21 protein-coding genes are annotated in these 25,187 nt (G+C 63.8%); 14 read left to right on the top strand and 7 right to left on the bottom strand.

The genetic code is table 11. The features are described from left to right. Window positions 1-2 precede the first annotated feature (2 nt). The 8 genes from VJZ71_08140 to VJZ71_08105 all read left to right on the top strand — a co-directional run bounded on the left by VJZ71_08140 (window position 3) and on the right by VJZ71_08105 (window position 11,299). Window positions 3-1,004 (top strand): xanthine dehydrogenase family protein subunit M, encoded by a 1,002-nt coding sequence (locus tag VJZ71_08140; protein ID HKQ48022.1) that lies wholly within the window; start codon window positions 3-5, stop codon window positions 1,002-1,004. A 27-nt stretch (window positions 1,005-1,031) separates the two neighbouring features. Continuing rightward, the gene (locus VJZ71_08135; protein ID HKQ48021.1) at window positions 1,032-1,787 is read left to right on the top strand and encodes an SDR family oxidoreductase; all 756 of its coding nucleotides are present in this window, start codon (window positions 1,032-1,034) and stop codon (window positions 1,785-1,787) included. A gap of 72 nt (window positions 1,788-1,859) precedes the next feature. After that, window positions 1,860-2,291: an organic hydroperoxide resistance protein gene (locus tag VJZ71_08130; GenBank protein HKQ48020.1), complete on the top strand. Its 432-nt coding sequence runs from the start codon at window positions 1,860-1,862 to the stop codon at window positions 2,289-2,291. A gap of 22 nt (window positions 2,292-2,313) precedes the next feature. After that, window positions 2,314-4,539 (top strand): xanthine dehydrogenase family protein molybdopterin-binding subunit, encoded by a 2,226-nt coding sequence (locus tag VJZ71_08125; protein HKQ48019.1) that lies wholly within the window; start codon window positions 2,314-2,316, stop codon window positions 4,537-4,539. 248 nt (window positions 4,540-4,787) lie between these two features. After that, window positions 4,788-6,989, top strand: a complete 2,202-nt coding sequence (gene pilM, locus VJZ71_08120) for a type IV pilus assembly protein PilM (GenBank protein ID HKQ48018.1) — start codon at window positions 4,788-4,790, stop codon at window positions 6,987-6,989. A gap of 33 nt (window positions 6,990-7,022) precedes the next feature. After that, window positions 7,023-8,285, top strand: a complete 1,263-nt coding sequence (locus tag VJZ71_08115; GenBank protein HKQ48017.1) for a hypothetical protein — start codon at window positions 7,023-7,025, stop codon at window positions 8,283-8,285. A 21-nt stretch (window positions 8,286-8,306) separates the two neighbouring features. Continuing rightward, complete coding sequence (locus VJZ71_08110) at window positions 8,307-9,968, top strand: hypothetical protein (GenBank protein ID HKQ48016.1); 1,662 nt, start codon at window positions 8,307-8,309, stop codon at window positions 9,966-9,968. A gap of 128 nt (window positions 9,969-10,096) precedes the next feature. Continuing rightward, window positions 10,097-11,299 carry a YgeY family selenium metabolism-linked hydrolase gene (locus VJZ71_08105; GenBank protein ID HKQ48015.1) on the top strand — a complete coding sequence of 401 codons (1,203 nt, stop codon included), beginning with the start codon at window positions 10,097-10,099 and terminating at the stop codon, window positions 11,297-11,299. Window positions 11,300-11,309: 10 nt separating this feature from the next. Here VJZ71_08105 and VJZ71_08100 read toward each other — a convergent pair whose 3' ends face one another. The 7 genes from VJZ71_08100 to VJZ71_08070 all read right to left on the bottom strand — a co-directional run bounded on the left by VJZ71_08100 (window position 11,310) and on the right by VJZ71_08070 (window position 19,757). Further along, window positions 11,310-12,614: an amidohydrolase family protein gene (locus VJZ71_08100; GenBank protein ID HKQ48014.1), complete on the bottom strand. Its 1,305-nt coding sequence runs from the start codon at window positions 12,612-12,614 to the stop codon at window positions 11,310-11,312. After that, a complete protein-coding gene (locus VJZ71_08095; GenBank protein HKQ48013.1) occupies window positions 12,611-13,720 on the bottom strand; it encodes an ATP-binding protein in 1,110 nt (369 codons plus the stop codon). Before VJZ71_08095 ends, VJZ71_08100 begins: the two co-directional genes overlap by 4 nt. 62 nt (window positions 13,721-13,782) lie before the next feature. Continuing rightward, entirely contained in the window at window positions 13,783-14,646 is an 864-nt protein-coding gene (locus VJZ71_08090; protein ID HKQ48012.1) for a hypothetical protein, read from the bottom strand. Continuing rightward, entirely contained in the window at window positions 14,643-15,632 is a 990-nt protein-coding gene (locus VJZ71_08085) for a DHH family phosphoesterase (GenBank protein ID HKQ48011.1), read from the bottom strand. The genes VJZ71_08090 and VJZ71_08085 overlap by 4 nt, the downstream gene beginning before the upstream one ends. Before the next feature lie 20 nt (window positions 15,633-15,652). Next, entirely contained in the window at window positions 15,653-16,606 is a 954-nt protein-coding gene (locus VJZ71_08080) for a bifunctional riboflavin kinase/FAD synthetase (protein HKQ48010.1), read from the bottom strand. A 1-nt stretch (window position 16,607) separates the two neighbouring features. Beyond that, entirely contained in the window at window positions 16,608-18,815 is a 2,208-nt protein-coding gene (locus VJZ71_08075) for a heavy metal translocating P-type ATPase (GenBank protein ID HKQ48009.1), read from the bottom strand. A 15-nt stretch (window positions 18,816-18,830) separates the two neighbouring features. Then, entirely contained in the window at window positions 18,831-19,757 is a 927-nt protein-coding gene (locus VJZ71_08070; protein ID HKQ48008.1) for a nucleoside hydrolase, read from the bottom strand. A gap of 91 nt (window positions 19,758-19,848) precedes the next feature. Here VJZ71_08070 and galK point away from each other — a divergent pair, with 91 nt between their 5' ends. The 6 genes from galK (at window position 19,849) to VJZ71_08040 (ending at window position 25,087) form a co-directional block, all read left to right on the top strand. Next, on the top strand, window positions 19,849-21,039 hold the full coding sequence (gene galK, locus VJZ71_08065; GenBank protein ID HKQ48007.1) for a galactokinase: 1,191 nt from the start codon (window positions 19,849-19,851) through the stop codon (window positions 21,037-21,039). Next, on the top strand, window positions 21,036-22,061 hold the full coding sequence (gene trpD / locus VJZ71_08060) for an anthranilate phosphoribosyltransferase (GenBank protein ID HKQ48006.1): 1,026 nt from the start codon (window positions 21,036-21,038) through the stop codon (window positions 22,059-22,061). Before galK ends, trpD begins: the two co-directional genes overlap by 4 nt. After that, on the top strand, window positions 22,058-22,348 hold the full coding sequence (locus VJZ71_08055; GenBank protein ID HKQ48005.1) for a hypothetical protein: 291 nt from the start codon (window positions 22,058-22,060) through the stop codon (window positions 22,346-22,348). The genes trpD and VJZ71_08055 overlap by 4 nt, the downstream gene beginning before the upstream one ends. A 100-nt stretch (window positions 22,349-22,448) precedes the next feature. Next, a complete protein-coding gene (locus VJZ71_08050) occupies window positions 22,449-22,916 on the top strand; it encodes a hypothetical protein (protein ID HKQ48004.1) in 468 nt (155 codons plus the stop codon). A gap of 158 nt (window positions 22,917-23,074) precedes the next feature. Further along, window positions 23,075-24,115: an ornithine carbamoyltransferase gene (locus VJZ71_08045; GenBank protein HKQ48003.1), complete on the top strand. Its 1,041-nt coding sequence runs from the start codon at window positions 23,075-23,077 to the stop codon at window positions 24,113-24,115. 27 nt (window positions 24,116-24,142) lie between these two features. Continuing rightward, entirely contained in the window at window positions 24,143-25,087 is a 945-nt protein-coding gene (locus VJZ71_08040; GenBank protein HKQ48002.1) for a carbamate kinase, read from the top strand. The last annotated feature ends 100 nt before the right edge of the window (window positions 25,088-25,187 follow it).

Genomic DNA, 25,187 nt, shown 5'->3' with positions numbered 1-25,187 from the left:
TTATGAAGACATTTCAATTCATTCGGCCGGAAGACCCTGCGGCGGCGGTGGAGACCGCGGCGAAGTCGAAGACGGCGCAGCAGGGCGCTGACGTGCGCTTTCTCGCCGGCGGAACGACGCTGATTGACCTGATGAAGCTGAACGTCGAAACCCCCGAGCGCCTGCTCGACATCAATCGCCTGCCGCTCGGCAAGATCGAGGTCACGCCCGATGGCGGGCTGAAAATCGGCGCCACGGTGCGCAACGCCGATCTCGCCCACCATCCGACGGTGGCGCGAGACTACGCCGTGCTGTCGCAGGCCATCCTGTCGGGCGCTTCCGCTCAGCTTCGCAACATGGCGACGACGGCGGGGAATCTGCTCCAGCGGACCCGCTGCGTGTACTTCCGCGATACGGCCATGCCGTGCAACAAGCGTGAGCCGGGTACCGGCTGCCCGGCCATCACCGGCTTCAATCGGTCGCTGGCCGTCCTCGGCACCAGTGAACACTGCATCGCAACAAACCCATCAGATATGTGTGTGGCGATGGCGGCGCTGGAGGCGACGATCCACGTGCAGGGGCCGAAGGGATCGCGCGCCGTCCCCTTCGGCGAATTTCATCTGCTACCCGGCGACACTCCGCATCGCGAAACGGTGCTGGAACCCGGCGACCTCATCACGCACGTGACGCTTCCGCCGCCGGTGGCGAGAAGCAAGCAGCTTTATCTGAAGCTGCGCGACCGCGCGTCGTACGAATTCGCCCTGGCGTCAGCCGCGGTTGTGATGACGATCGCCGGCGGGATGGTGACGCGGGCGCGTGTCGCGCTGGGCGGCGTGGGGACCAAGCCGTGGCGATCACCCGAGGCCGAAGCGGCGCTCGTCGGTCAGCCCGCCGACACGGGCAACTTCCGCAAAGCAGCGGAGGCGGCGCTACGCGACGCCAAACCGCAGAGCGAGAACGGGTTCAAGATCGAACTGGCCAAGCGCTGCCTCGCGCATGCCCTGCGAATGGCGGCTACAGGCTGATTTTTTCGACTTGCCAGGAGATTTGCCATGAAGATTGTGGTCATCGGCGGCAGCGGGCTCATCGGAAAGAAGCTGGTGAACAACCTTCGCCAGCGTGGGCACGAGGTCGTGGCGGCGTCGCCCTCTTCGGGCGTCAACACCGTCACTGGCGAGGGACTGGCTGAATCGCTGGCCGGGGCTCAGGTCGTCGTCGACGTGGCGAACTCGCCTTCGTTCGAGGACAAGGCGGTTTTGGAATTCTTCGAGACGTCGGGGCGCAACCTGCTTGCGGCCGAAGCGGCGGCCGGCGTGCGCCATCACGTCGCGCTGTCGGTCGTCGGCGCCGACCGGCTGCCCGACAGCGGCTACTTGCGCGCGAAGATGGCCCAGGAGAAGCTGATCAAGGCATCCCGGATTCCGTTTACCATCCTCCGAGCCACTCAGTTCTTCGAGTTCGTGGGCGCGATCGCCCAATCGGCCACCGACGGGCCAACCGTCCGGTTGCCGCCGGCTCTGATGCAGCCCATCGTGTCGGATGACGTCGCGGCTGCGCTGGCCGACGTTGCGGTCGAGCAGCCGTTGAACGGCACGATCGAGGTGGCGGGCCCCGAACCGATCCGTCAGGACGACCTTGTCCGGCGATTTCTGACTGCCAACCGGGACGCACGGAAGGTGACCACTGACGTCCAGGCACTCTACTATGGCACAAGGCTGAACGATCAGAGTCTCACCCCCGGCCAGAACGCGCGCCTCGGACCGACGCGTTTCGAGGACTGGCTCAGGCGGTCCATAGTTCAGACATGAGCGAACAGTGGCGGCGGCGGGCATAGGGTCGGCGCGTCGATCGCTACACAAAGCAATCTTGAGGTGAAAACCATGGCCGTACTCGCATCCGAAACCGCCGGCGCCACTGCGGGCCGCGAAGGCAAAGCTAACAGTCCGGACGGCAAGATCAATCTCAATCTTTGGCCGCCGGGGTCGAAAGGCCCCGGCACCAACCCGGAGCAGTTGTTCGCGGCCGGTTATTCGGCCTGCTTCGGCGGCGCGATCAAAGCGGCGGCAGGGCTTGCGAAAATCCCCGTGAGTGCCAATGACATCAAGGTGACCGCGATCGTGAACCTCAACAAGGACGAAAGCGGGTACTTCCTGGACGTGACGCTTAATTCGGAGCTGGACGGCGTAGACCAGGCGCAGGCCGAATCCCTCGTCGCCAAAGCGCATACCATCTGCCCCTATTCCAGGGCGACGCGCGGCAACATCGAGGTGAAGCTGCAGGCGAACGGCAGGCTGGTGGAAGCAGCTGCGTAGATACTCGGCAAAAGGTGCTAACATGCAGACATCACGAGATGCCCCAACCGCTTCGCCAATTGGTCGAAGCGCGCCGCGCGTCGATGGCCCGCTCAAGGTGAGCGGTGTCGCGCAGTACACGTCCGATTTCAACTTCCCCGGGCAGCTTTATGCCGTGCCGGTCGAGGCGACGATCGCCAACGGCCGTATCGAAAAGCTGGACACGGCTGCGGCCGAGAAGATGCCCGGCGTGCGCGCGATTCTGCATCGCGGCAACATCGGGAAGATCTTTCGTTCGATACCGGGTCCGGGTTTTTCCGGCATCTGCGACGAGCGGCGCCCACCCTTCGAAGACGACGTCATTCGCTATTACGGACAATACGTCGCGCTCGCGGTTGCGGACACCTTCGAAACCGCCAAGGCCGCCGCCGATGCGGTCCGCGTGACGTACGTGAAGGATAAACCGAACGTCGCCACCGATCTCACGGCGGATGACGAGCCCGTCGTGCATAGCCATCGCGGGGATGCCGAGGCCGCGTTCGCGAAGGCACCGATCAAGCTCGACCAGACCTATGTCACGCCGGCCGAGACGCACAACCCCATCGAGCTGCACGCCACGACCGCGATCTGGGATGGGTCGACCTTGACGCTGTACGAGGCCTCGCAGGGAATCACCAACCTGCAGGGCATCCTTGCGCAAATGTTCGGCCTGCCCCAGGAGCGCGTCCGCGTCATCACCAAGTTTCTGGGCTCGGGTTTCGGGTGCAAGCTGTGGCCATGGACTCATTGTTCGCTGGCCGCCGCGGCGGCGCGGCAGCTGGGCAAGCCCATCAAGCTGGTCATCAGCCGCAAGATGATGTTCCAGACAGTCGGTCATCGGCCGCGCACCCAGCAACGGGTACGCCTCGGTGCCACACGTGAAGGCCGGCTCGTCTCACTCCAGCAGGACTACGTTAACGACCGGGCCATCCTCGATGACTACCACGAAGACTGCGGCGAATCGACGGCGTTTCACTACAGCGTGCCCAATCTCCGCGTGACGATGGGCCGCGCCAAGCGCCACATCGGCTCGCCCACCCCGATGCGCGGACCCGGCGCGGTACCCGGGCTCTACGCGACCGAGTCGGCGCTAAATGAGCTGGCCGATCAACTCAAGATCGACCCCGTCAAACTGCGCGTCGTCAACGAGCCGAAAATGGACGAGGGGCTGGGGATTCCATTCTCTTCACGCCATTTGCTCGAGTGTTTTGAATTCGGCGCGGAGAAGTTCGGCTGGTCGAAGCGCACGCCGGAGGTCGGTTCGATGAAGCGCGACGGCCTTGTCCTCGGCTGGGGAATGGCCGGGTGTTCGTGGATGGCCGGGCGCTTCCCCGCCGACGCCAATGTCCAGCTTCGCGACGATGGCACCGCCCGCGTGGCGTGCGGCACGCAGGACATCGGCACCGGCACGTACACTATCCTCGCGCAGCTCGCCGCGCAAAAGACCGGCGTGCCACTCGACAAGGTCGAAGTGGCGCTGGGCGATACGGCGCTTCCGGAGGGCCCCATCTCGGGTGGTTCGCTGGCGACGTCGTCGGTGGTTCCGGCCGTCCTCGCCGCGGCGAATAGCGCCATCGCATCGCTTCTGACCGTTGCAACCTCGACGCCGGGATCGCCGTTCGAAAAACGAAAGCCGACCGATCTGGGTTTCGAAGAGGGCCGGGTCTTTGTGAAGGCGGACGGCTCGGCCGGCGCCGTGCCGTTCGCGGATTTACTGCGCCGCGCCAACCTCCGCCTGGTCAGCGGCAACGGTAAGTCAGAAGGGACGTTCGGTCTGCCCAACCCGAAGGTGTCCATGCACTCGTTCGGCTGTCACTTCGTCGAGGTCACGTGGCAGCCCGAGATTGCCCGGTTGCGCGTCAGCCGCGTGGTGAGTGTCTTCGACGCCGGCCGCATCCTCAACCCGCTGGCGGGCAGGAACCAGATCGAGGGCGCCGTCGTGATGGGAATCGGCATGGCCCTGTTCGAGCACACGACTTACGACCCGCAAAGCGGCGCCCCGATCAACAGTAATCTGGCCGACTACATTGTCGCGGTCAACGCGGACGTCCCGCCCATAGACGTTCATTTCATCGAGTTCCCCGACAAGGAGGTGAATGAGCTTGGCGCACGCGGGATCGGCGAGATCGGACTGGCAGGCTTGGCCGCCGCGATCACGGCGGCGGTCCACCATGCCACGGGCGTTCGCGTGCGGGAACTGCCGGTGAAAATCGAGAATTTGCTCGTATGAGTCGGTAGTCTCGGCGTGGCGATGGTCCGAGAAAGCCGGGGTGACGTTGACGCGGACCTTCCGGCAAGATAAAGTATGGAGACAAGGCATCCCCGCCCTCCCTGCTGGATTGGCCCGCGGCGCATGGTACGGCGCCGGCCGCCGGTTCGGCCCGCCCGCCAGCGCCGACTCGTGAAGCACCGCAAAGCGTAATTTGGTCAAGGGGATGCCCGACAACGGATCAGCCGCTCCGTTTTTTGGAGATCGCCATGGCATCCAAACAACCCGTCTGGGGGATCGACGTCGGGCAGTGCCTGCTCAAGGCCATCAAGCTCCAGCATGCGGGGGACGGCGTGGAGATGCTGGCGTTCGATGTCGTCGAGCACGAGTCGATCCTTTCCGAGGGCGAGACCGACGCGGCGGGGATGATCGCGAAGGCCCTGCAGACGTTTGCCTCGCGCAACAATCTCAAAGACAGCCGCATCGTCGTCTCGGTACCCGGTCAACAGACGCTGACGCGATTCACGAAAATGCCCCCCGTCGAAGCGAAGAAGATCCCGGACATGGTGCAGTACGAAGCGAGCCAGCAGATCCCGTTCGATCTGGACGAGGTCGTGTGGGATTATCAGGTGTTCGCGGAGAAGGATTCGCCGGACGTGGAAGTGGGGATCTTCGCCATCCGCAAGGAGTTGATTCGCAATTATCTGATCCACTTCACGGATCAGGGCATCGAGCCGTTCATTGTTCAGACCAGTCCGATGGCCTCGTACAACGCGGCCCGCTTTGAACAGGGGACGGAGCCACAGAAGGCGTGCGTTCTGCTCGATATGGGCGCGCTGGCCACGGACCTGATCGTGATGGAGGGAAATCGCATCTGGTCGCGGCCGATTCCGATCGGGGGCAACCGGTTCACGGAGGCGCTCGTTTCGGCGTTTAAGATTTCGTTCAAGAAGGCGGAGAAGCTCAAGCGCAACGCGGCGACATCGAAATACGCCCGGCAGGTCTTTCAGGCGATGCGGCCGGTCTTCGCGGACCTCGTGTCGGAGGTACAGCGGTCGGTCGGGTATTACACGTCGACGCACCGCGAGGCGCAGATCACCCGCGTGATCGGCATGGGCAATGCCTTCAAGCTGCCGGGGCTGCAGAAGTTCCTGAATCAAAACCTGCAAATCGAGGTGGAGCGTCTTTCGGGCTTTAAGAAGATGGCCGCGGCGAACCTCGAACAGTCATCGCCGTTCGTGGACAACATTGCCAGTTTTGCCGTCGCCTACGGTCTGGCGATACAGGGGCTCGGACTGGCCGGCGTGCAATCCAACCTGATTCCGCTGGAGGTCCGCAAGACGCTGCTGTGGCGCAAGAAGCGGCCATGGTTTACCGGCGCGGCGGCCTGCCTGGCGGTGGCGGGGGCTTCGCTGTGGGTCGGCAACGTCCTCGCCGAGGGTCAGATTAACAGCGCGAAGGGCAACCTCTCCAGCATCAGCGTCCAACGGGTTTCCAGCAAGGACGAGGCGGAAAGGATCGTGAACGGGAGCGCCGGCGAGGCGCCGCTCGAAAAAGGGGCCAAGGTCGCCGGCGCGGCCGAGTGGTTTCAATCGGAATTAAACAAGGTGAACGCCGGTCTCAAAGGCGATCAGAGCTTTCTCAAGGCCCTCGCCAAGCTTCCCGAGAACAACGTTTTCGTGCCGCGCATCATGGATGTGATCCATCGCGCCGCGGCGGCGGCGGCCCCCGCGGATCTGAAGACCGCGGCGACGGCGGGAGAATATCGCAAGGTCGCTGAACAGGTCGCACGGCCCGAACGCCGCTACCTGTGGATTGAAAAGCTCGACATGCTGTATCACCCGCAGGATCCTTCGATTTTCTTCCTGCAGGCCGGACAGAAACCGACCGGGCCGCGCAAGGCGGGTTGGGCGGTGCAGATTACCGGCGGGACCAGCGATCCGAAGCCGGCCAAATGGCTGGACGAGACGCTCATCAAGACGCTGGATACGCTGGGCAAGGCGCCGGGCAAGGGCTTCTACGTCGAGAAAGTGTCGCTGGCCAAAGTGATGAAGCGGCCCGCCGAATCGGCGACCGTTGTCGAGCCGGAAAAGCCTCTGGCAGGAGGAGGCGGAAATACTCCCGGAAGCGGCGGAGGACGTGGAGGTCGTGGGCGAGGCCGGGGTACGGACGGCGGCGGTACCGGCGGCCGCGGTGGGCGGGGCGGGGGACCGGGCCTTCCGAATTTCGGCGGAGGCGGCCCGACTGAGCCTGTGGAATCCGCGGGCGGGGGATCGGTCGCGGAAGAGACGAGCAAAGTTCGAGACAAGGCCAAGGACGCTGATCCTGTCACGGGCGAGAAGATGACCGAAGATCAGCGATTTGTCATTGAAGTCATCATTCGCAAAGGTGATACGCCGGCCAACCTGATTCCGGAGGAGTTCAAGCCCAAAAAGCCCGACGAAAAGAAGCCGGCGGCAAAGCAGTCGTAGCGCGATTCGAGGATTCGCGCGGGAGCGCAGGACATGGATTTTCTCAAGGCGCAGTGGCGCCCCATTGCATTCGGCCTCGTCTGCCTGGCGTCGCTCGGCGCGGGCGGCTGGGCCTATATGGCGGGCTCCTCAATTGAAGAGGAGCTCCAGGCCATCGATCGGCTGCGCAGCTCGGTTGAGCAGGGTCGTCGAAATCCCGCCAACCTGCGAACGATCGAACAGCGCCAGAAAGAAGTACAAGCCGCCAACGAGGAGTTCGAGAACGCGTTGAACGGGGCGCTCTCGCGACAGCGCTACAACGCGTTTCTTGAAAATGTCGGAGCGGACGACAAGATCGAGCGCGTCGAGCGAAAGCCGTTGACGGACAAGGTCTTGACGACGCAGCCGGCCAGCCAGGCGGACGCCATCGACTTTCGGACCGCCTACGAAGCGGCGATGGCCGAACTTCCCGAGCGATTAAGAGGCCGATCGAAGCCGACCAACGAGGAGATCGCCTCCTTTGCGGCGCGCATGGCGGCGCTGAAGCAGAATTCGAGCCAGGATGGCGGGGGCAATCCGTGGGGGCCGCGCGAGGTCACGGCAACGGACGACGCCGCCGCGCCATCCAAAGAACGGCCGCTGGCGGAGCTTCTTCGCGAGTACCCGCGGGCGCGGGTCACGGAGGAGATTGCGCGTGGGCATTACATGTACATTGACACCGGGGCGTTCGGCAAACACCCCTTGACCCAGAGCGAAGATGCGCCAAACGAAATCGCGATCTGGCAGGCGCAGATGTCGCTCTGGATTCAGCAGGACATCGCCGCGGCCCTGGCGCGGTGCAACGACGAACGCGCGGCGGAGTTATCCAAACAGGGACAGACTGATCCGCCTTGGGTTGCCCAAATGCCGGTGAAGCGGCTCATCCGCCTGACGATCGACAATCGACTGGGCAAGGGCGGCGGGTCCAACTTGACCAGCGAGGGCCTGGCCACGAGCTTCACGGGCATTCAGAACGACGACAAGATGTTCGTGGTGCCGATGGCGGTGGAACTGGTGGTCGAGGAGGCGTCGCTGATGCGGGTCCTCGACGCCCTGTGCAGCGTCGGATTTTACACACCCGTGGCGATCAGCTATCGGGCCATGAAATCGAATCCCCTGCAAGAAGACTTTATCTACGGCGATCAGCCGGTCGTGCAGGTGAAGATCGATCTGGAAGGGTATTACGTGCGGAAGATATTCGAGCCGTGGATCCCGAAGCCGCTGAAGGAAATTCTCAAGCGGCCGGGGGCCCGCGACGACATGGAGCGCGGGGCGTAAGCCCGCCGGGAGTTTTTAACCGTGGCGAAGAAGAGCGCGAGTTTCATCGACCTGCATGCCGAGAAGATCGTCGTCGGCGTCTGCGCGCTGGTGATGATCGGGGCGGTCGTGTACGGCCTGGGCGGCGGGCGATTCGCGATGAATGACAAGAGCACCGGTGAGCTTTGCCAGTCCGTCGAAGAGGCCGCCGATCTGACCCGGCAGGCGATTGCCAGCGCGCAGCCCAAACCGAAGGAATCGACCACTCCGCAACCGGGAGGCGGCGACGACCCTGTCGTCCGACTCGCCGAGTGGTTCGGCGGGGAAGCCAAGGGGCTTATCAAGATCGCGGACGTCTCCACCCAACTCGCGCGCACCCAGCCTTATCCGATGCCGTACGTGCCCATTGTCGCGTCCGGCGGATCGACGAGGCGGCAACTGGCGCAATGCATCGCACCGGACGTACCGATCGTCTCCAGCGGTCGATCGTCGTTCAACTTTCCCGCCGAGAAACCCGAGTTGCAGGGATTCGACGGAAGAGTCCAGGGCACGGGAAAGCCGGTGGAGAAGAATTGGGTGTCCGTCGCCGCGCAGGTCGACCTGACCAGTCAGGACGCCAATTTCCGAGCCGAGTCGTACCCGGAGGGGTCCTTTCTCGAAGTGGTGCAGGTCCATCTGCAGCGCAAGGATCAGACCGATCCTCGACGGGGATGGGAAGACGTCGAGACGTATGTGTCGTACAAACCGCCGACGCGCCCGCCGATGATGGTCAATGGCGCGCCCAACATGGAAGGAATGGTCACGTTTCGCAGCCTCATCAACACGGCGGCGGAGTACATTGCCCGGCCGCGGCTGCCCAGCGATGCGGCGACGCTGCCCGCCGTCCCGTTCCTTGACGAATCGCCCCGCTCGACGGCGCAAACGCCCGACGAGGCGGAACAAGAAGCGTCGCGGCGGGTGAAGAAATGGATGGACCTCGCCAAGGAAGCGCTGGCCGGTCGGCGGAAATTCAAGACGCCGGATCTCGATGCCGCGTACCTCCTCGCCCGTGCCGCGGCGGGAACCGTCGGCGCCAGAGCGAAGGACACCGAGGATGCCCGAAAGCTGCTTGCTGAAATCAAGGCCAAGATGCCGAAGGGCCGGCGGCCCGATCTGCAGGATCAGGTTCGTTCGCCCGATCGGCTGATGCCGATTGTCGCGCACGATCTCAACGTGGAGCCCGGTCACAAGTATGTCTATCGAATCCGCTATGAAGTGTACAACGTGTACGCCGGCAATCCGGGCGAACTCGCCAATCCCGACGACGCCCGGCGGCTCACGATCTTCAGCGGCTGGTCGCCGGCGTCGGGACCCGTCGAAGTGACGAGCGATACCTACTTCTATCTCACCAAGGCCGATCGGGCGAAGAAGGAAGTGACGGTCTCAGTGTTCAAAGTCACTCGCCGCGAAACCCGGCGCAAGGACTATCGGGTCCAGGTGGGCGACGCCATCGGTCGCAAAGAGACCACCGGCAGCAAGCTCAATTTTTCGACCGGCCTGGAGTGTGTGGACATTGATTTTGATCGCGTGGTGGACGGCCAGAAGGACGTATCCATGATTTATGTCGATCCCCGCGACAACAGCCTCGGCGAGCGGCTGCTCTCCCGCGACAAAAAAGACAAGTCCTTTCAGCGTCTGACCGAGGCCAAGACCGCCGCGCGCTAGCGCGACTTCCCCCTCTTACCAGTTTCACTTTACACTACGCGTACCCATGGGCCCATTGGAAACGGCCGGGGGAACGCAGGCGTCGGCCCGCTTTAACCGAGCGGGCCATTTCGGGAGTTATCAGCAAGATGAATTTCAAGGCGATCAAGGCGCGGGCCAAGCACTACGAGCCCGCGATGGTACGGTTTCTCCGCGACATGGTCGCAATCCCCAGCGAGAGCACGCAGGAAGGCAAGGTCATTGGCCGCATCAAAAAGGAGATGCTGGCGACGAAAGCCTTCGACAAGGTCTATACGGACCCGATGGGAAACCTGTATGGCAAGCTCGGCCGTGGCAAGACGATCATTGCCATCGACGCGCACTGCGACACGGTCGGCATTGGCGATCGCAAACAATGGAAGCACGATCCGTACAAGGGGAAGGTGGCGGGCGGCAAAGTCTGGGGGCGCGGGGCGGGCGATCAGGAAGGGGCCATCCCGGCGATGGTCTATTCGGCCCGGATCATGCGCGATTTGAAGCTGCCGCTCGACAAGTTCACGCTCTACGTCGTCGTGACGGTGATGGAGGAGGATTGCGACGGGTTGTGCTGGCAGTACATCGTGAAGGAGGAGAAACTGCGGCCGGACGTGGTGGTGGTGACGGATTCGACGGATTGCAAGATCCTGCGCGGCCAGCGGGGGCGCATGGAGATTGGCGTCCACGTCGACGGGAAATCCTGCCACGGCTCGATGCCGCACCTGGGGGACAACGCGATTTACAAGATGTCCCGCGTCGTCCGGGAGATCGAGTCGCTCAACGGCAAGCTGGCGAAGGACAAGTTTCTCGGGCCCGGCACGATCACGGTCTCCTACTGGGAGTGCAAGACGCCGAGTCTCAACGCCGTGCCGGACTATGCATACATTCATATCGATCGGCGGCTGACGACAGGGGAAACGGCCGACGGGGCCGTGCGCCAAGTGGAGCAGGCGGTGCGCCGCGCGGGTGTGAAGGCGCGGGTGGAGGTGCCGATGTACGCGCGGGCGAGCCATACGGGCCTGGTCTATCCGACGAAAAAATATTTCCCCACCTGGGTGGTTCCCGAAGAATCCAAGCCGGTTCGGGCCGCGGTTTCAGCGTACAAGGAGCTTTGGGGCAAAACGCCGAAGGTCGGGCGCTGGACGTTCAGCACGAATGCCGTGTCGATCAACGGGATGTTCGGGATTCCGTGCGTGGGGTTCGGCCCGGCACCGGAGTCGGTCGCGCACACGGTGAACGATTCGGTGCCAATCAAGCACCTGGTGGATTGCGCGGCGTTCTACGCTACGTTTCCGCAGATGTATGTGAACAAGTAATCCACCCGAATCAGCGGCGGTCGATAGCGACCTTCCCATCCTTCAGGACCATCAACGGCTTGCGGAGCGCGCCGACATCTTTGAGAGGATCGCCGCGTACCACGATCAGATCCGCGAGGTAGCCCGCGTCGATGCGGCCCACGTCTTTTTCGCGATCGATGACGCTGGCGGCCGTGGTGGTTGCGGCGCGGAGGGCGGCGGCGGGGGTCATTCCGCCGGCGACCATCAATTCCAATTCGCGGGCGTTTTCGCCGTGGGCGAAGACTCCGGCATCGCTGCCGCAGGCGATTCGCACACCGAGTTTGACGGCGCGGGCGAAGGTCTCCTGCGATCGGCGTAAGTCCTCCGGCGGTGGAGTGCCGGGCTTCCAACCCTGGTAGCGAGCATACGCTTCGGCCGCGGCCAGTGTCGGGCAGAGCGACACGCCGCGCTCGATCATCAGCTTGAGCACTTCGTCTGACGCTTCGTAGCCATGCTCGATCGTTGCCACGCCAGCGTGTACCGCGCGGCGGATGCCTTCACTCGTGGTCGCGTGAGCGGCGACCCTCAGGCCGGCGCTTTTGGCCTCATCGACGATCTCTTTCATTTCTTCCACGGTGAAGGTCGGCGTGACCGGAGCGCCGGCGCGGCGATGGTAATCGGCGTAGAACTTGATCCAGTCCGCGCCGGCGGCGATCTGCTTGCGGACCACGCGGCGACATTCATCCACGCCGGTTGCCTGGTCGGCGCCGTAGGGGACGTCCCAACGCGGATCGAAGCCCTGCGGCCCGTAACAGCCCGTGGCCACGATCGCACGCGTCGTGGTCAAGACGCGCGGCCCGGGCGTAAGACCGGCGGCGAAGGCGTCACGGAGGGCGACATCGGCGTTGGCCGCGCCTTCGGTCCCGAGGTCGCGGATGGTCGTGAAGCCCGCCTCCAGCGTGGCGCGGCCGGCGGCGACGGCGCGGATCGTCCGCAGCTCCAGCGACTCCTTGAGGACCTGATCATTCCACGGGGCTTCGTTGTAGGGGTGCAGCAAGAGATGTGTGTGCAGGTCCATGAGACCGGGCAGGAGGTAGAGACCGGAAAGGTCGATCGTTTTCGCGCCGGCGGGGGCCTTGGTCTGTGCGACAGGGGCGACTGAGACGATTCGGCCGTTCTCAATGAGCACAGCCCGGCCCTCCAACCAACGATCACCCATGAGGTCGAGCACGCGGGCGTTGGTCAGGAGGAGCGTATTACGATCGGCGGGTTCAGCGCGTGAGTTGTCCGCCGAAAGGACTACGAATACGAGCGCAATCCGGACAAACCACCTTGTCGGCTTGGTCACGTTCATATCAGATTCCGGAGAAAGGCGATTGCCGGGCATCGGCGAACGCCCTCACTATTCACATCGTCTTTCGAACCGATCGCTGAAATCTGCCACGCCTGGGCGGTTGGGAATCGGTTCCTCAAATAGCGTAACCCCTTACTCACCTCCGCGTCGTTCCATTTGCACTCGACGAATTGTACCGGGCGGTGTTCCTCGGTGATGACAAAATCGACCTCGCGGCCGTCGGAGTCGCGAAAGAACCGCAGTTCCACGTCTCGACCGGCGCGGTCCTGCTCGAAGTGCACCCATTTGAGGAGGTGCGCAGCGACGAGGTTTTCGAAGCGGGCCGCCTCGTTCGGAACAATCGACCAGTCCAGATGATAGTGCTTTTGTTCCTTTTTCACGGCGCGAATCTTCGGCGCGCCGAAGGGCGAGAGTCGAAAGACGGCGTAGAGACGTTCGAGGATGTCGATCCAGCGGGCGACCGTCGCATGATTGAGGCGCAGGTCCTCTCGCAGGGCATTAATGGAGAGAGGGCTGCCGACGAGTTCGGGAAGGCGCAGGCTGAGCAGTTCGAGATTGCCGAGGTCCTGCACGCGTTCCAGGCTGGTGAGGTCCTCGCGAATGAGGCGTGAGCGATACTCGCGCGACCATCGCCGGGCGTGGGTCTGCGATCCTGTCAAGAACGGCTCCGGAAAGCCGCCGAGGGCAAGCAAGGATTTGAAATCGTCAAGTTTTTGAATATCCAACTCCGCGACCGACAGGGGATGGAGCCGGAGGTAGTGGTAACGTCCTTGGAGCGAGTCGCCTCCGAAGCGATAAAAGTCGAGGCGGGCGCTGCCCGTGACGAGGATTTGATGGCGGCCCTTATTCTTGTCGTACAGGCCCTTGAGATAATTGCGCCACGAGCGATATTTGTGCAATTCATCGAAGGCCCAGAGCCGCGTGGTCGGCAGCGAGCGATTCAAGATCTTGGCGCGATCCTCGTCGTCGTCCCAGTTCAAATACCCGCGGGCCTTGCCGAGGACCTGCTTGGCCAGCGTGGTCTTGCCGACCTGGCGCGGACCGCCGACGAAGACCATCTTGCGGGCCAAATCGGCCTTTACCTGGGCATTCAAGTAACGGAGCATCACAAGGGAGTATACGGGTGTTTTACGGTGGGGCGTAAAATTGCCGTGAGTTTTTTACGGTCCTACGTAAAATCGCCGTGCCCCGGCGGAGCGGGGCGGCGCCACATATCCCATGCCGTGACAAGGATTTGGATGCCGAAGGTGACGCCAAAGACGGCCCCACCGGCGGCGATGAAATAGATGAATCCGCCGGACCATCGGGCGAGACCCCAGCCGGCGAAGTCGAAAACCAGCGCGAGCATCGGCAGCGGCGCGAGTCCGCTGCGCAGTCCCCAGGGCAGTCGCGTCATCATGAAGAGCAGCCCGACGACGAGCGTGAACATCGGGATGGCGAGCATGTGCATGTGGCTGACGAGCACCAGTCGGGGCATCGTGTACTGCGGCGGTGAAGAAGCCGCTTTGCCGTCGGCGCTCTTTTCCATGGCGGCCAGGGGCGCGATCATGGCGTAATCGACGGTGAATTCGTCGGGACCGAAGGGTGCGATTCGAGAGATGTCCGTTCCGGTGCTTTTGGCATGGCAGCGGAGGCAGTCGCGAAGGATGACGCGACGCGGCGTCTTGCGGCCTTCACCTTCGTCCAGGCCCTTTTCCGACGCCCCCTCGGTCAGCCACGTCTCGAGGATCGAGAAATCGGATTCCGACGAGACGTACTGACGCATCTCGCCGCGGAGCATCGTGAGCATTCGGGAGACAGCCGGCGTCGGGGCTCCGTCGGCCGTCGACAATCCGCTGTACACTGCCCGGATGTCGCCCAGCGACAAACCCGCGCGACCGTCCGCCGCTTGATGCCGGTAGTAGATATTCGCCACGGCCGCGAGGTAACCGAAGCCGACCATCGCGAGGAAGGCCGTCAGCATCAGCCTCACGGCGACCGGCAACTCCGCGAGGCGGCCGGTCCATCGATCGTGCGCGGACGCGTCGCTCATTTCATCGCGTCCATTTCGGCCGTGAGCGCGCGAACGACATCGTCGCAGACGGGATTGAACGCGCCCTTAATCTTTGCCCCCGCCGCCCGGGCGTGACCGCCGCCGCCCCACTTTGCCGCCAACGCCGCGACATCGAGGTCGCGCTTGCTGCGCAGGCTGATCCGCACGGGGTCGTCTCCTTCCGGCTCGACGAGCATCGCGCAGGCCACCACGGACGCAATCCGCATCGGCTCGTTGATGATGTCCTCGGTCATCGATCGATTCGCGCCGCTGGCCTTGAGCATGGCGTTTGTCAGTTTGATGACGGCAAGGCGATCGTCGCAGAGCAGCTCGAAGGACGACATGATCGCGCCAATGAGCCGGGCTCGCGCGGGAAATTCGCACAGGAAGAGCCGCTCGTACAGTTCGTTGGGGCGGACGCCGGCGTGAATGAGCCGCGCCGCCGTTGCGTAGGCCGCGCTTCCGGCATTCGAGAATCGAAACCAGCCGGTGTCGGTCGCGAGTCCGACGTAAAGATGCGTCGCCGTCGAGGCGTCGATCGGCCAGCCGGCCTGATCGAAGAGTTTTGTCAGGATCTGCGTGCAGGCGGCGGCGGATACGTCGACATGGGCCTCGTCGACGATGTCGTCGCGCGTGAGGTGGTGATCGATGGCGAGCTTGGGCAACTTCGCTGCCCGTATCGCCTCGGCCATCGGACCGAGCTGCACGGCCGCGCACGTATCCAGCACGAGGAGCAGGTCCGCATCGGCGACGATCTTTGGCGCGTCCGGCCCCCAGACCGCCAGCGGTTCGATGTCGGACATGAATCGATAGCGTTCGGGGATTTGCTCGTGGAGGTAGGCGGTCGCTTGCTTGCCCCGGGCGCGGAGGACGCGCTGCATCGCCGCGACGCTGCCCAGCGCGTCGCCGTCGGACCGCTGATGTGTTGTTATGACGATGCGCGCAGCGCGGTTGAGGCGGTCTATGGCCGCGGGCAGACCAACCAAGAGGGGTTTCCGCTCGCTGCTCACGTCGCGACCTGCGCCATGGCCCGGACTCGTTCCACGTCCTGGCCGATCTGCTCCGTCAGGGCTTCGCGGCTGTCGAACCGCACCTGACCGCGTAGCCGCTCGACCAATTCCAATCGGGCGGACTCGGCATACCAGTCACCGGACTCATCCAACACGAACGCCTCGATCACCAGCGGCGACTCTTCGCCGCTCGTCAGTGTTGGCCGACGGCCGATGCTGATCGCCGCGGGGCGCCGCATCCCGGCCACTTCGACCCAGCCCGCATAGACGCCCTCGGCCGGCACGAGTTGATCGCCCACTTCCAGATTGATCGTGGGGAAGCCGAGTTTCTTGCCAGCGCCGGCGCCGTGAACAACGCGGCCCACGAGGGCATAGGGCCGTCCCAGGCAGCGCGCCGCGTGCTCGACATCGCCGGTCGCCAGTGCGCCGCGTACCACTGTGCTTGAAACGATGATGTGTGTGCCATCCGGCATCGCCAGCCGGTACGGCTCGACGACGCGTACTTGAAACCCGCCCTTGCTCGCAAGGGATTGGAGCGTTTCGACGTTTCCGGCGCGGCCGCGACCGAATCCGAAGTTCGGGCCCTCGACGATGTAGGAGGGGTGAATCCGCTTGACGAGGATCTGGCGGACGAAATCTTCCGCGGAGAGCGAGAGCAGCGGCCAGTCGGTGTCCAGCCGGATGACTGCGTCTACGCCGACACGCTCCAACTGGTGGGCCTTTTCTTCCCACGGAGTCAGGCGAGGCGGTGATTCGGCGGGCCGTAGTATGGCGATGGGATGTGGCTCGAAGGTCATGGCGACGACGGCGGCGCTGGAGACGCGGGACAGGGCATGCGCGGTGCGGAGAATTCGTTGATGGCCGAGGTGGACGCCGTCGAAGTTACCGACGGAAAGCACAGCGCCGCGAAGCGAGTCATCGACGGACGAAATGCCGCGGTAGATCTTCATACTACGCTGCTGCTCGATTCCAGCGCTGCAAGCGAAGCGCGTTGAGCACGACCGTGAGCGAACTGAGCATCATCGCGCCGGCCGCGATCATCGGCGGAACCATCCCGATCGCCGCCAAGGGGATCATAAGGATATTGTAGAAAAACGCCCAGAAGAGGTTTTGGCGGATGATTCGCAGGCTCGTTCGGGCCAGTTCAATGGCATCGGCGACGAGGTGTGGCGTCGAGCCGACGAGGTTGATACCTGCCGCCTCGCCGGCGACATCGGCGCCGGTGGCGAAGGCGATGCCGACGTCGGCTGCGGCCAGCGCCGCCGCGTCGTTGACTCCGTCGCCGACCATCGCGACACGCTGCCCCGAGCGGCGCAATTCGTCAATGTAGGCCACCTTTCCCGCCGGATCGACGCCGGCGCGGACCTGCGCGAGGCTAAGCTCCCGCGCCACGCGCTGCGCGGCCGGTTCCTCGTCGCCCGTGAGCAGGTCGCTTTGCACGCCGAGACTGCTTAATCGTGCGACCGCGAATTGCGCCGAGGGCCGCAACGTGTCGGACAGGATGATGGTGGCGGAGAGGCGACCGTCGAGGGCGACGTAGGTTCGTATTGCGGCCGGATTCGCGGTCGTCAAGTCGGCGAGCCCCGCGTCATCCATAGCAATATCTTGCGCGCGGAGGAACTTTGCCCCGCCTACGAGCACCTGACGGCTGTCAACTGTCGCTTTTACACCTGAGCCCGGGACGGACTCGAACGCAGTTGGTTCCGTAATCGCCATGCCTTCTCGCCGGGCTTGTGCGACGATGGCTTTCGCGATGGGGTGGGGCGAGAGTTGCTCCGCAGCGGCGGCGTATTTCAGCACGGTTGATGCATCACAGCCGCTTGCGGGGAAGATCCGCTCAATGTTCGGCGCGCCTGTCGTCAGCGTTCCCGTTTTGTCCCAGACGACGCGCTGGACTGCGCCCATGGCTTCCAGGCTGGCAGCGTCGCGCACAAGAATTCCGCGGAGGGCGGCCACTCCCGACGCAACGAGCACGACCGTGGGCGTTGCCAGACCAAGGGCGCACGGGCAGGCGACGACGAGCACGGCGACCCCGCAGCGCATGGCCATGGCAAGTCCCTCGCGTCCTTCAATGAGGAGCCAGCCGACAAAGACCAGCACCGCGATGGCAATGACGATCGGCGTGAAGATGGCGGCCACGCGGTCGGCCAGGCGTTGCATCTGCGTTCGGCCGGCTTGCGCCTGCGAGACCAGTTGCACGATTCTCCCCAAGGCTGACTTCGCGCCGACGCTGGTGGCGCGCATCACAAGGGCGCCGTCCGTCACGATCGTCCCGCCCAGCACGCGATTGCCGGATTCGCGGGCGACGGGCATCGCTTCGCCGGTCATGAGGCTTTCATCGACCGCCGCGCGGCCTTCGATCACCTCGCCATCGACGGGGATCGTCGCATGAGTGGGCACACTGACGACGTCGCCGACGACGATTTGATTGACGGGCAGGGAGACGAGCTGATCGTCGCGGCGGACAAGCGCCGTCTTCGGCGCGCGCGCGGCCAAGGCCGACATGGCCGCCGAGGCGCGGCCGCGGGCGAGCGTCTCGAGATATCGTCCCACGCAGACGAGTCCGAGGATCATCGCGGCGGCGTGGATGTGGACGAAGGCGTCGTCGCGGGCGATGAAGACGCCGTAGAGGCTGCTGAGGAAGGCGACGACGACGCCCATCGTGATCAGCAGGTCCATGTTGCCGGTGCGATGGATCAACGCACGAAAGCCGCCGACGAGTATCGGGGCACCGGCGGGGCTGACGCCCAACATTACGAGGAGCGCGAATTCCAGCACTCGCGCGGCGATCTGGCTCTCCGGGCGATGGCTCCAGAGTGAGTGGCGGAAGTGGTCGATGGCCAGAATTGGAAGGACCAGGCCGATCGCTTGAAACAGCGCCTGGCGATTGCGGCGCAGCTTTTCGCGCAGGTCGGCGTCGGCGGTTTCGGCGGTCGGGCGGGCGCCGGATTGAATGACCTCCGCGTCATAGCCCGCCCCGCGGACGGCCTGCACCAGGGCTTCGCGGTTCGGCGCTTCGGCCGAGACGCGGGCCGATTCGGTCAGGAGCTCCACGGCGGCATCGCGGACGCCCGCCACGCCGCGGAGGGCTTGTTCGACGCGCGCGACGCAGCCGCCGCAGGTCATTCCGTGGATTCGAAGGGTGAGGTGTTCAGACACGTTGGCGCGATTGTTCTAGACCACGAACGCCTCGTGGCAGAGGGATTCTAGCAAGTTTTCGAGCAGGTCGGCCGCGTTCACCGCCGTGAGCAAGTTTATTTTTTGCGCAGGAGCGCCGCCCAGGGCAGGTTTCGAGCGCCCCGCGTCCGGGCCCGTGGTGACGATATCCAAACGCATTTTCGTTTTCAGGAAAAGCTCCGGCCATAGGAGTCCGCCTACGGCCACCGCGTCGTGAATAAAGGCCTTGCCGTGGCCGGGGGCGGTGCCCTGCTCCAGGCGGAATCGCAGAAGCTTCGCGAGCACTTCGCCGGTGCGATACCCACTGGCCGCCATCCGCGATACGTGCGAATCATCGACCTGCACGAGATTGGTGACATCGAGCGGGGCGACGGTGACGGGTAAGCCGGAGGAAAGGACCTTCTCCGTAGCCGGCGGATCGCACTGGAAGTTGAACTCGGTCACGCTGTTCACACTGCCCCGCGCCCAGACCGCGCCGCCCATGACGTGAATATGTTTGATTTTCGCCGCGAGGTCGGGCGAGTCGCTGATGATCTTGGCCAGATTGGTGAGCGGGCCCAGGGCAATCACGACGGCTTCGCCCGCCGCGCCGTTGAGCACTTGCTCGTAAACGTCGCGGTAATCCGCAGTTTTCAGCGAAGGATCTTCCGGCAGGTCGGAGTCGCCGAAGCCATCAGTTCCATGCACCGCGCGGGGCTCGGGATTGTCTCTTTGCGGATCGAGGCCGACGCCCACGATCGGCGCGGTGGGCGGCGAAAGCGCCTTAAGAAGCCGGCCGATGTTCTTGACCACCTGTGCGACCGGGGTGTTTCCGCCGACGGCGACGAGGGCGCGAACATCGAGGGCTTTGGATGCCAGCGCGAGGCTGACGGCGACGGCGTCGTCGATGCCCATGTCCGTGTCAATGAGAACGGGCGTCGCCATGGTCACTCCGTACGCCGCGGCGCGGCTGATTCGGCGAAATGCCGTACAATGAAGTCGGACTGTTCGCGGCTCGCGACGATGGAAGGAAATTATGACGCGGCAATCTGCGGGGGTCAACGAATCGCCGGCAATTGCGGCGTTTTGCCGCCGGTTTCCGGGGGTTGCGCCAACAGCTTCGATCGTGGTGCCGGGCCGCGTCAATCTGATCGGCGAGCATGTGGACTATTGCGGCGGGATTGTGCTGCCGATGGCCATTGAGTCCTCCCTGCGCATTCTGACGGCACCCGCGTCAAAGTCATACCTGAGCGTTTTCAGTGAGACCCACGACGAGTTCTTTGAGTGTTACCTCAGTGATCTCGAACGGCCGGTCAATGGATGGCCCGCCTACGTCGTCGGCGTGGCGCGCGAACTACGCCGCCGAGACGTTATGTTGGGCGGCATCGCGCTAGCCATCGGCGGCGACATTCCGATCGGTGCGGGGCTCTCGAGCAGCGCGGCGCTCTGCGCGGGCATCGCCATGGCGATACTGAACGTCGCCGGCGTCACGTTGCCGTCCTTTGAGCTGGCGATTCTTTGCCAAGATGCCGAGCACTTTTCGGTCGGAGTGCCCTGCGGCATTATGGACCCGCTGGTTTGTCTCTCCGCCCGCCGAGACAATGCCTTGCGCATCGACTGTCGCACGGGCGAGAGCCGGCATGTCCCGTGGCCCAGCCGCGACCTCGTCGCCATCGTCGTCGACAGCCGCATCCGCCGCGAACTGGCGGAGGCTGAGTATGCGGTGCGCGAGAGTCAATGCCGCGTGGCGGAAACGAGCCTGATGCAGCTTGATCCCCGCGTCGGCAGTCTTCGCGATCTCGCGGCGGCGGCGCTGATTTCGTATCAGGATCGCCTCGACCCCGTCGAATTCCGCCGTGCTCGCCATGTCGTGACGGAGATAAACCGGGCAGATCGGGCTACTGACGCGTTGGTAGTCGGCGATGCCGACTTGTTTGGCCGCTTGATGAATGAAAGTCATGCCTCGCTGCGCGACGATTTTGAATGCTGCCCGCCGCAGATTGACGATCTGGCTACGGTGGTTCGAGACTGCAGCGGCGTCTATGGTGCGCGGATGACTGGCGGGGGTTTTGGCGGGTGCGTCGTTGCACTGGCCCGGCGCGCGGCGATGCCGTCGGTCGAACAGGCGGTCCGCGAGCGCTACGATCGGAGGTACGGCGTGACGGCCCAAGCGTGGTGCTGCACGCCCTGCCAGGGAGCGACGTTGACGCCGCTTGACCATCCATGACGACCAACCCGGACAGTTTGGTCGACGCCGTCCTCGGCGGCCGCACGCTTTCGGAGGGCGAGAGTGCGGCGGTCTTTGAGGCGATCATGGGCGGGGCGCTTTCCGACGAGCGGATCGAGCAGCTTCTACTCAAGATGGCCGATCGCGGCGAGACGATCGACGAGATCGTCGGCGCGGCCCGGGTCCTGCGGTCGCACGCGACGCCGATCGCCTGCGACGCGCCCAACGCCATCGACACTTGCGGGACCGGTGGCGACGGAATCAACACGTTCAACGTCTCGACGGCCGCGGCGCTGGTCGCGGCCGGGGCGGGGGCCGTCGTGGCCAAGCACGGCAATCGCAGCAACTCGCGGGCGAGCGGCTCGGCCGAGGTGATGGCGGCGCTCGGTGTGAATGTCGAGGCCCCCCCGCCGGTCGTCGAGCGATGTCTGCGCGAGATCGGCTTCGGCTTTCTCCACGCTGCACGGTTGCATCCGGCGATGGGCCGTGTCGCCGCTATTCGCAAAAAGATCGGCCGACCGACGATCTTCAATCTGCTCGGGCCGCTGGCCAATCCGGCGCGGGTGCGACGGCAGGTGGTCGGCGTGCCGCGGAGCGAACTTCTGCGGAAGATCGCGACGGCTTTGCAAAGGCTTGGCGCGATCCACGTTTTTGTCGTGCATGGCGAAGACGGTCTTTGCGATCTGACGATCACGGGTCCGACTCAAATCATGGAACTTTCCGACGATCAATTGCGCGAATCCACGGTTCGGCCGCAAGATGTGGGATTGGCGCCCGCCCCCCTGGATGTTTTGCGGGTGACCAGCGCGCACGAAAGCGCGGATGCCATCCGCGCGATCCTGGGCGGCGAGAAGGGGCCGCGGCGCGACCACACACTGCTGAACGCCGCTGCCGCGCTCGTCGTCGCGGGGGTTGCGGAGAAGTTTGGCGACGGCGTCCGCCGTGCGGGCGAGGCGATCGACTCGGGCGCGGCCGCGAAGGTACTCGACCGGCTGGTCGAACTCACGAGGGACGCACGATGATCCGCTATCGCTGCGACGGCTGCAGTCAGGACCTCGCCCCGGACGGGTCCAACCACTACATCGTGAAGATCGAGGCCTTCGCCGCCGCCGGGCGGCTCGAATTCACGCGCGAGGACCTGGAAAAGGACCACGAGGCGGAGATGCGCAAGCTCTTGGCGCAGGCGGAGCGTCGGTCGCCGGATGAATTGGAGGATCAGGTGTATCGGAGTTTTCGGTATGATCTGTGCCCGGCGTGTCATCATAGGTTCTTGAAGAACCCAATGGGTTTCGGCCATAACAGTGCTTAGCGATAATACCAGGAGGATCAGCGTTGTGGGGATCAGACTGCCGATCTTTGTCTTGGTAGTTTACATGAGCATGGCCTCGGTAGCGTGTCGAACAGCTTCCGTGCACAGAATTGAATCGTCTTTGGAGGGTGTGTGGATCCCGGAAAGCGAGGCACGGCGCCGGGGATCACTAGATGGGCATCAACATGACGAAATCGCGCGTAACGATGCCATAGTTCGAATCGAACGTGACGGAACGATGGATTTGTCGGGAACCATGTTTGGTGTCATCCTTGGGAAGCTAAAACGCGAAGGGGACCAATTTGAATCGCATCCCTATCGGTATGAAATTGTGTGGACCAAGTTCTTGCCGTCGCGCAGCATCGTCGCCCTAAAGGTCACGGATAGGAACGATGAAAACTCGAATCTCGTCCTGATTGTCGCTAAACTTATGGCCAACGGGTTGATGAACTATTGCGAGTGCTTCGTCGATCCCGACCCTGAAGGAGTCGGAAAGGCCGGAGATTCGAATCGAAAGTACCTACTCTGCGGAGATAGCAATCTGATGTATCGAACAAGCCGTAACTAGGATCACGCCGAGCTAAATCTCGCCTCCTCTGACGCGACTTCTTCCCGCCCGCTGTTTTGTTTATAGTACCCGTGAATTGGGGCTAGTCCTGCACCGGCTAAGAGCCGGTGCCACAAGGGGCGAGCAGCCCAGCGCAATTAGTCGGGAGTATCGAGATCATGACCATGCTGACCGGACGGGATTACATTGAGACGCAGGATCTGACGACGGAGGAGATCAACTTTCTCCTGGAGACGGCCAAGGACCTCAAGGCGAAGTATCATCGCGGGGAGCCGACGCGGCTACTGACGGACCAGACCGTGTTCCTGCTGTTCTTCGACAACAGCACGCGGACGCGAAATGCCTTTGAGGCCGGGGCGACGCAGCTTGGGGCGCACGCCCATTTTCTGGACAGCAAGGTCACGCAGATCTCGCACGGCGAGACGGCCAAGGACACCGGCATCATTCTCGGCTCGATGGGCCACGGCATCGCCATCCGCCACGACCTGATCCTCGACGAGGGGAACAAGTACATGCGCCAGGTCGCCGCGGCGACGGATGTGCCGGTCATCAACATGCAGTGCGACATCGACCATCCGACGCAGACGTTGGCGGATTTGATGACGATCCGCGAGGTGTTCGGCGACGATCTGCGCGGGCGAAAGATCGCCGTGTCGTGGGCGTATTCGCCGTCGTATGCCAAGCCGCTCTCCGTGCCGCAGGGGCTGATCACGCTGATGACGCGGTTCGGGATGGATGTCACGCTGGCCCATCCGCCGGAGTACAAGCTGATGGACAAGTGCATGCGCACCGCGCGGGAGAACGCCAAGGCGGCGGGGACGAAGTTCGAGGTCGTGGACAGCATGGACGCGGCGTTCAAGAACGCGGACATCGTCTACCCCAAGAGCTGGGGACCGTACGATCTGATGCTCAAGCGGCGCGACGCCAAGGGCGACGTCGAGATGAAGGGGATCGAGGAGCAGATGCTGGCCATGAACGCCCGGTACAAGCCGTGGATCTGCAACGCCGAGCGGATGCGGCTGGCCAAGACCAAGACGGCGATCTACATGCACTGCCTGCCCGCCGACCGCAACGCGGAGGTGACGGACGACGTCATCGACGGGCCGCAGTCGGTCGTGTTCCAGGAGGCGGAGAACCGGCTGCACACGGCGAAGGCGATCATGGCATCGACGATGCGGCAGCGGCCGTTTGCGAAGTAGGCCTACGGCACGGAGGCCCGCGATTCCATGAAAGTCGTCGTCGCTATCGGCGGGAATGCGCTGGTCACGCCCGGGGGGCCGGGCGATGTGGCCGATCAGTTTGCCCACAGCCGCCAGATGGTTCGGCCGCTGGCCGATCTCGTTGAGCGCGGCTGGCAGGTGACCGTGACGCACGGCAACGGGCCGCAGGTCGGCAACGTCATGCGGCGTGTCGAGCTTTCGTCGCATGTGGTCTATCCGATCGACCTGGGGCTGGCGGTCGCCGATACGCAGGCGGGCATGGGGTACATGATTGCCCAGACGCTGATGAATGAGCTGCTGCAACGGGGCATCGGGCGGCTTTGCGTTGCGCTGGTCACCAGCGTCATCGTGAATGACGACGATCCGGCATTTGCGAAGCCGACGAAGCCCATCGGACCGTTTCTCGATGCCGAATCGGCGCGGCGGCATCGCGAGAAGGACGGCTGGATCATTATCGAGGACGCGGGGCGGGGTTATCGCCGCGTCGTACCGTCGCCGCCGCCGCAACATATCGTGGAGATCGACGCTATTCGCCAGATCGTCGACGCGGGGTGGCTGCTCGTGGCGGGGGGCGGCGGGGGAATTCCGGTCATCGTGAACAAGAAGGGCGAGCTTCACGGCGTTGAGGCGGTCATCGACAAGGATCTGACCAGCGCGATGATCGCGGCCGAGGTCAAGGCCGATGTGCTGGTGCTGCTGACGGGCGTGGCGAGCGTTTTTGTGAATTTCGGAAAGCCCGATCAGAAGCCGCTGCACCGGGCAACGATCAGCGAGGTCGAAAAGCTCGTCGCCCAGAAGCAGTTCCCCGAGGGCTCGATGCTTCCCAAGATCCGCGCGGCCGTTCAATTCCTGCAAGACCGCGACGATACCGAGGCCCGGGCTATCATCACCGACTGGTCTGACCTGCCGGCGGCGCTCGAAGGCCGAACGGGAACGACGATCACGCGCTAGGCCGCAAATCGGTTTTTCACCTCCCCACTCGCGCGCACAAAAAGTTCTCCAAAAAACATGAGCGCCGCGCGCGCCGTTGTCTATATGTAAATAGAGGAGT

Source organism: Phycisphaerae bacterium (assembly GCA_035275405.1).
GTDB lineage: Bacteria > Planctomycetota > Phycisphaerae > UBA1845 > UTPLA1 > DATEMU01.
This window is presented reverse-complemented; position numbering and strand designations above follow the sequence as displayed.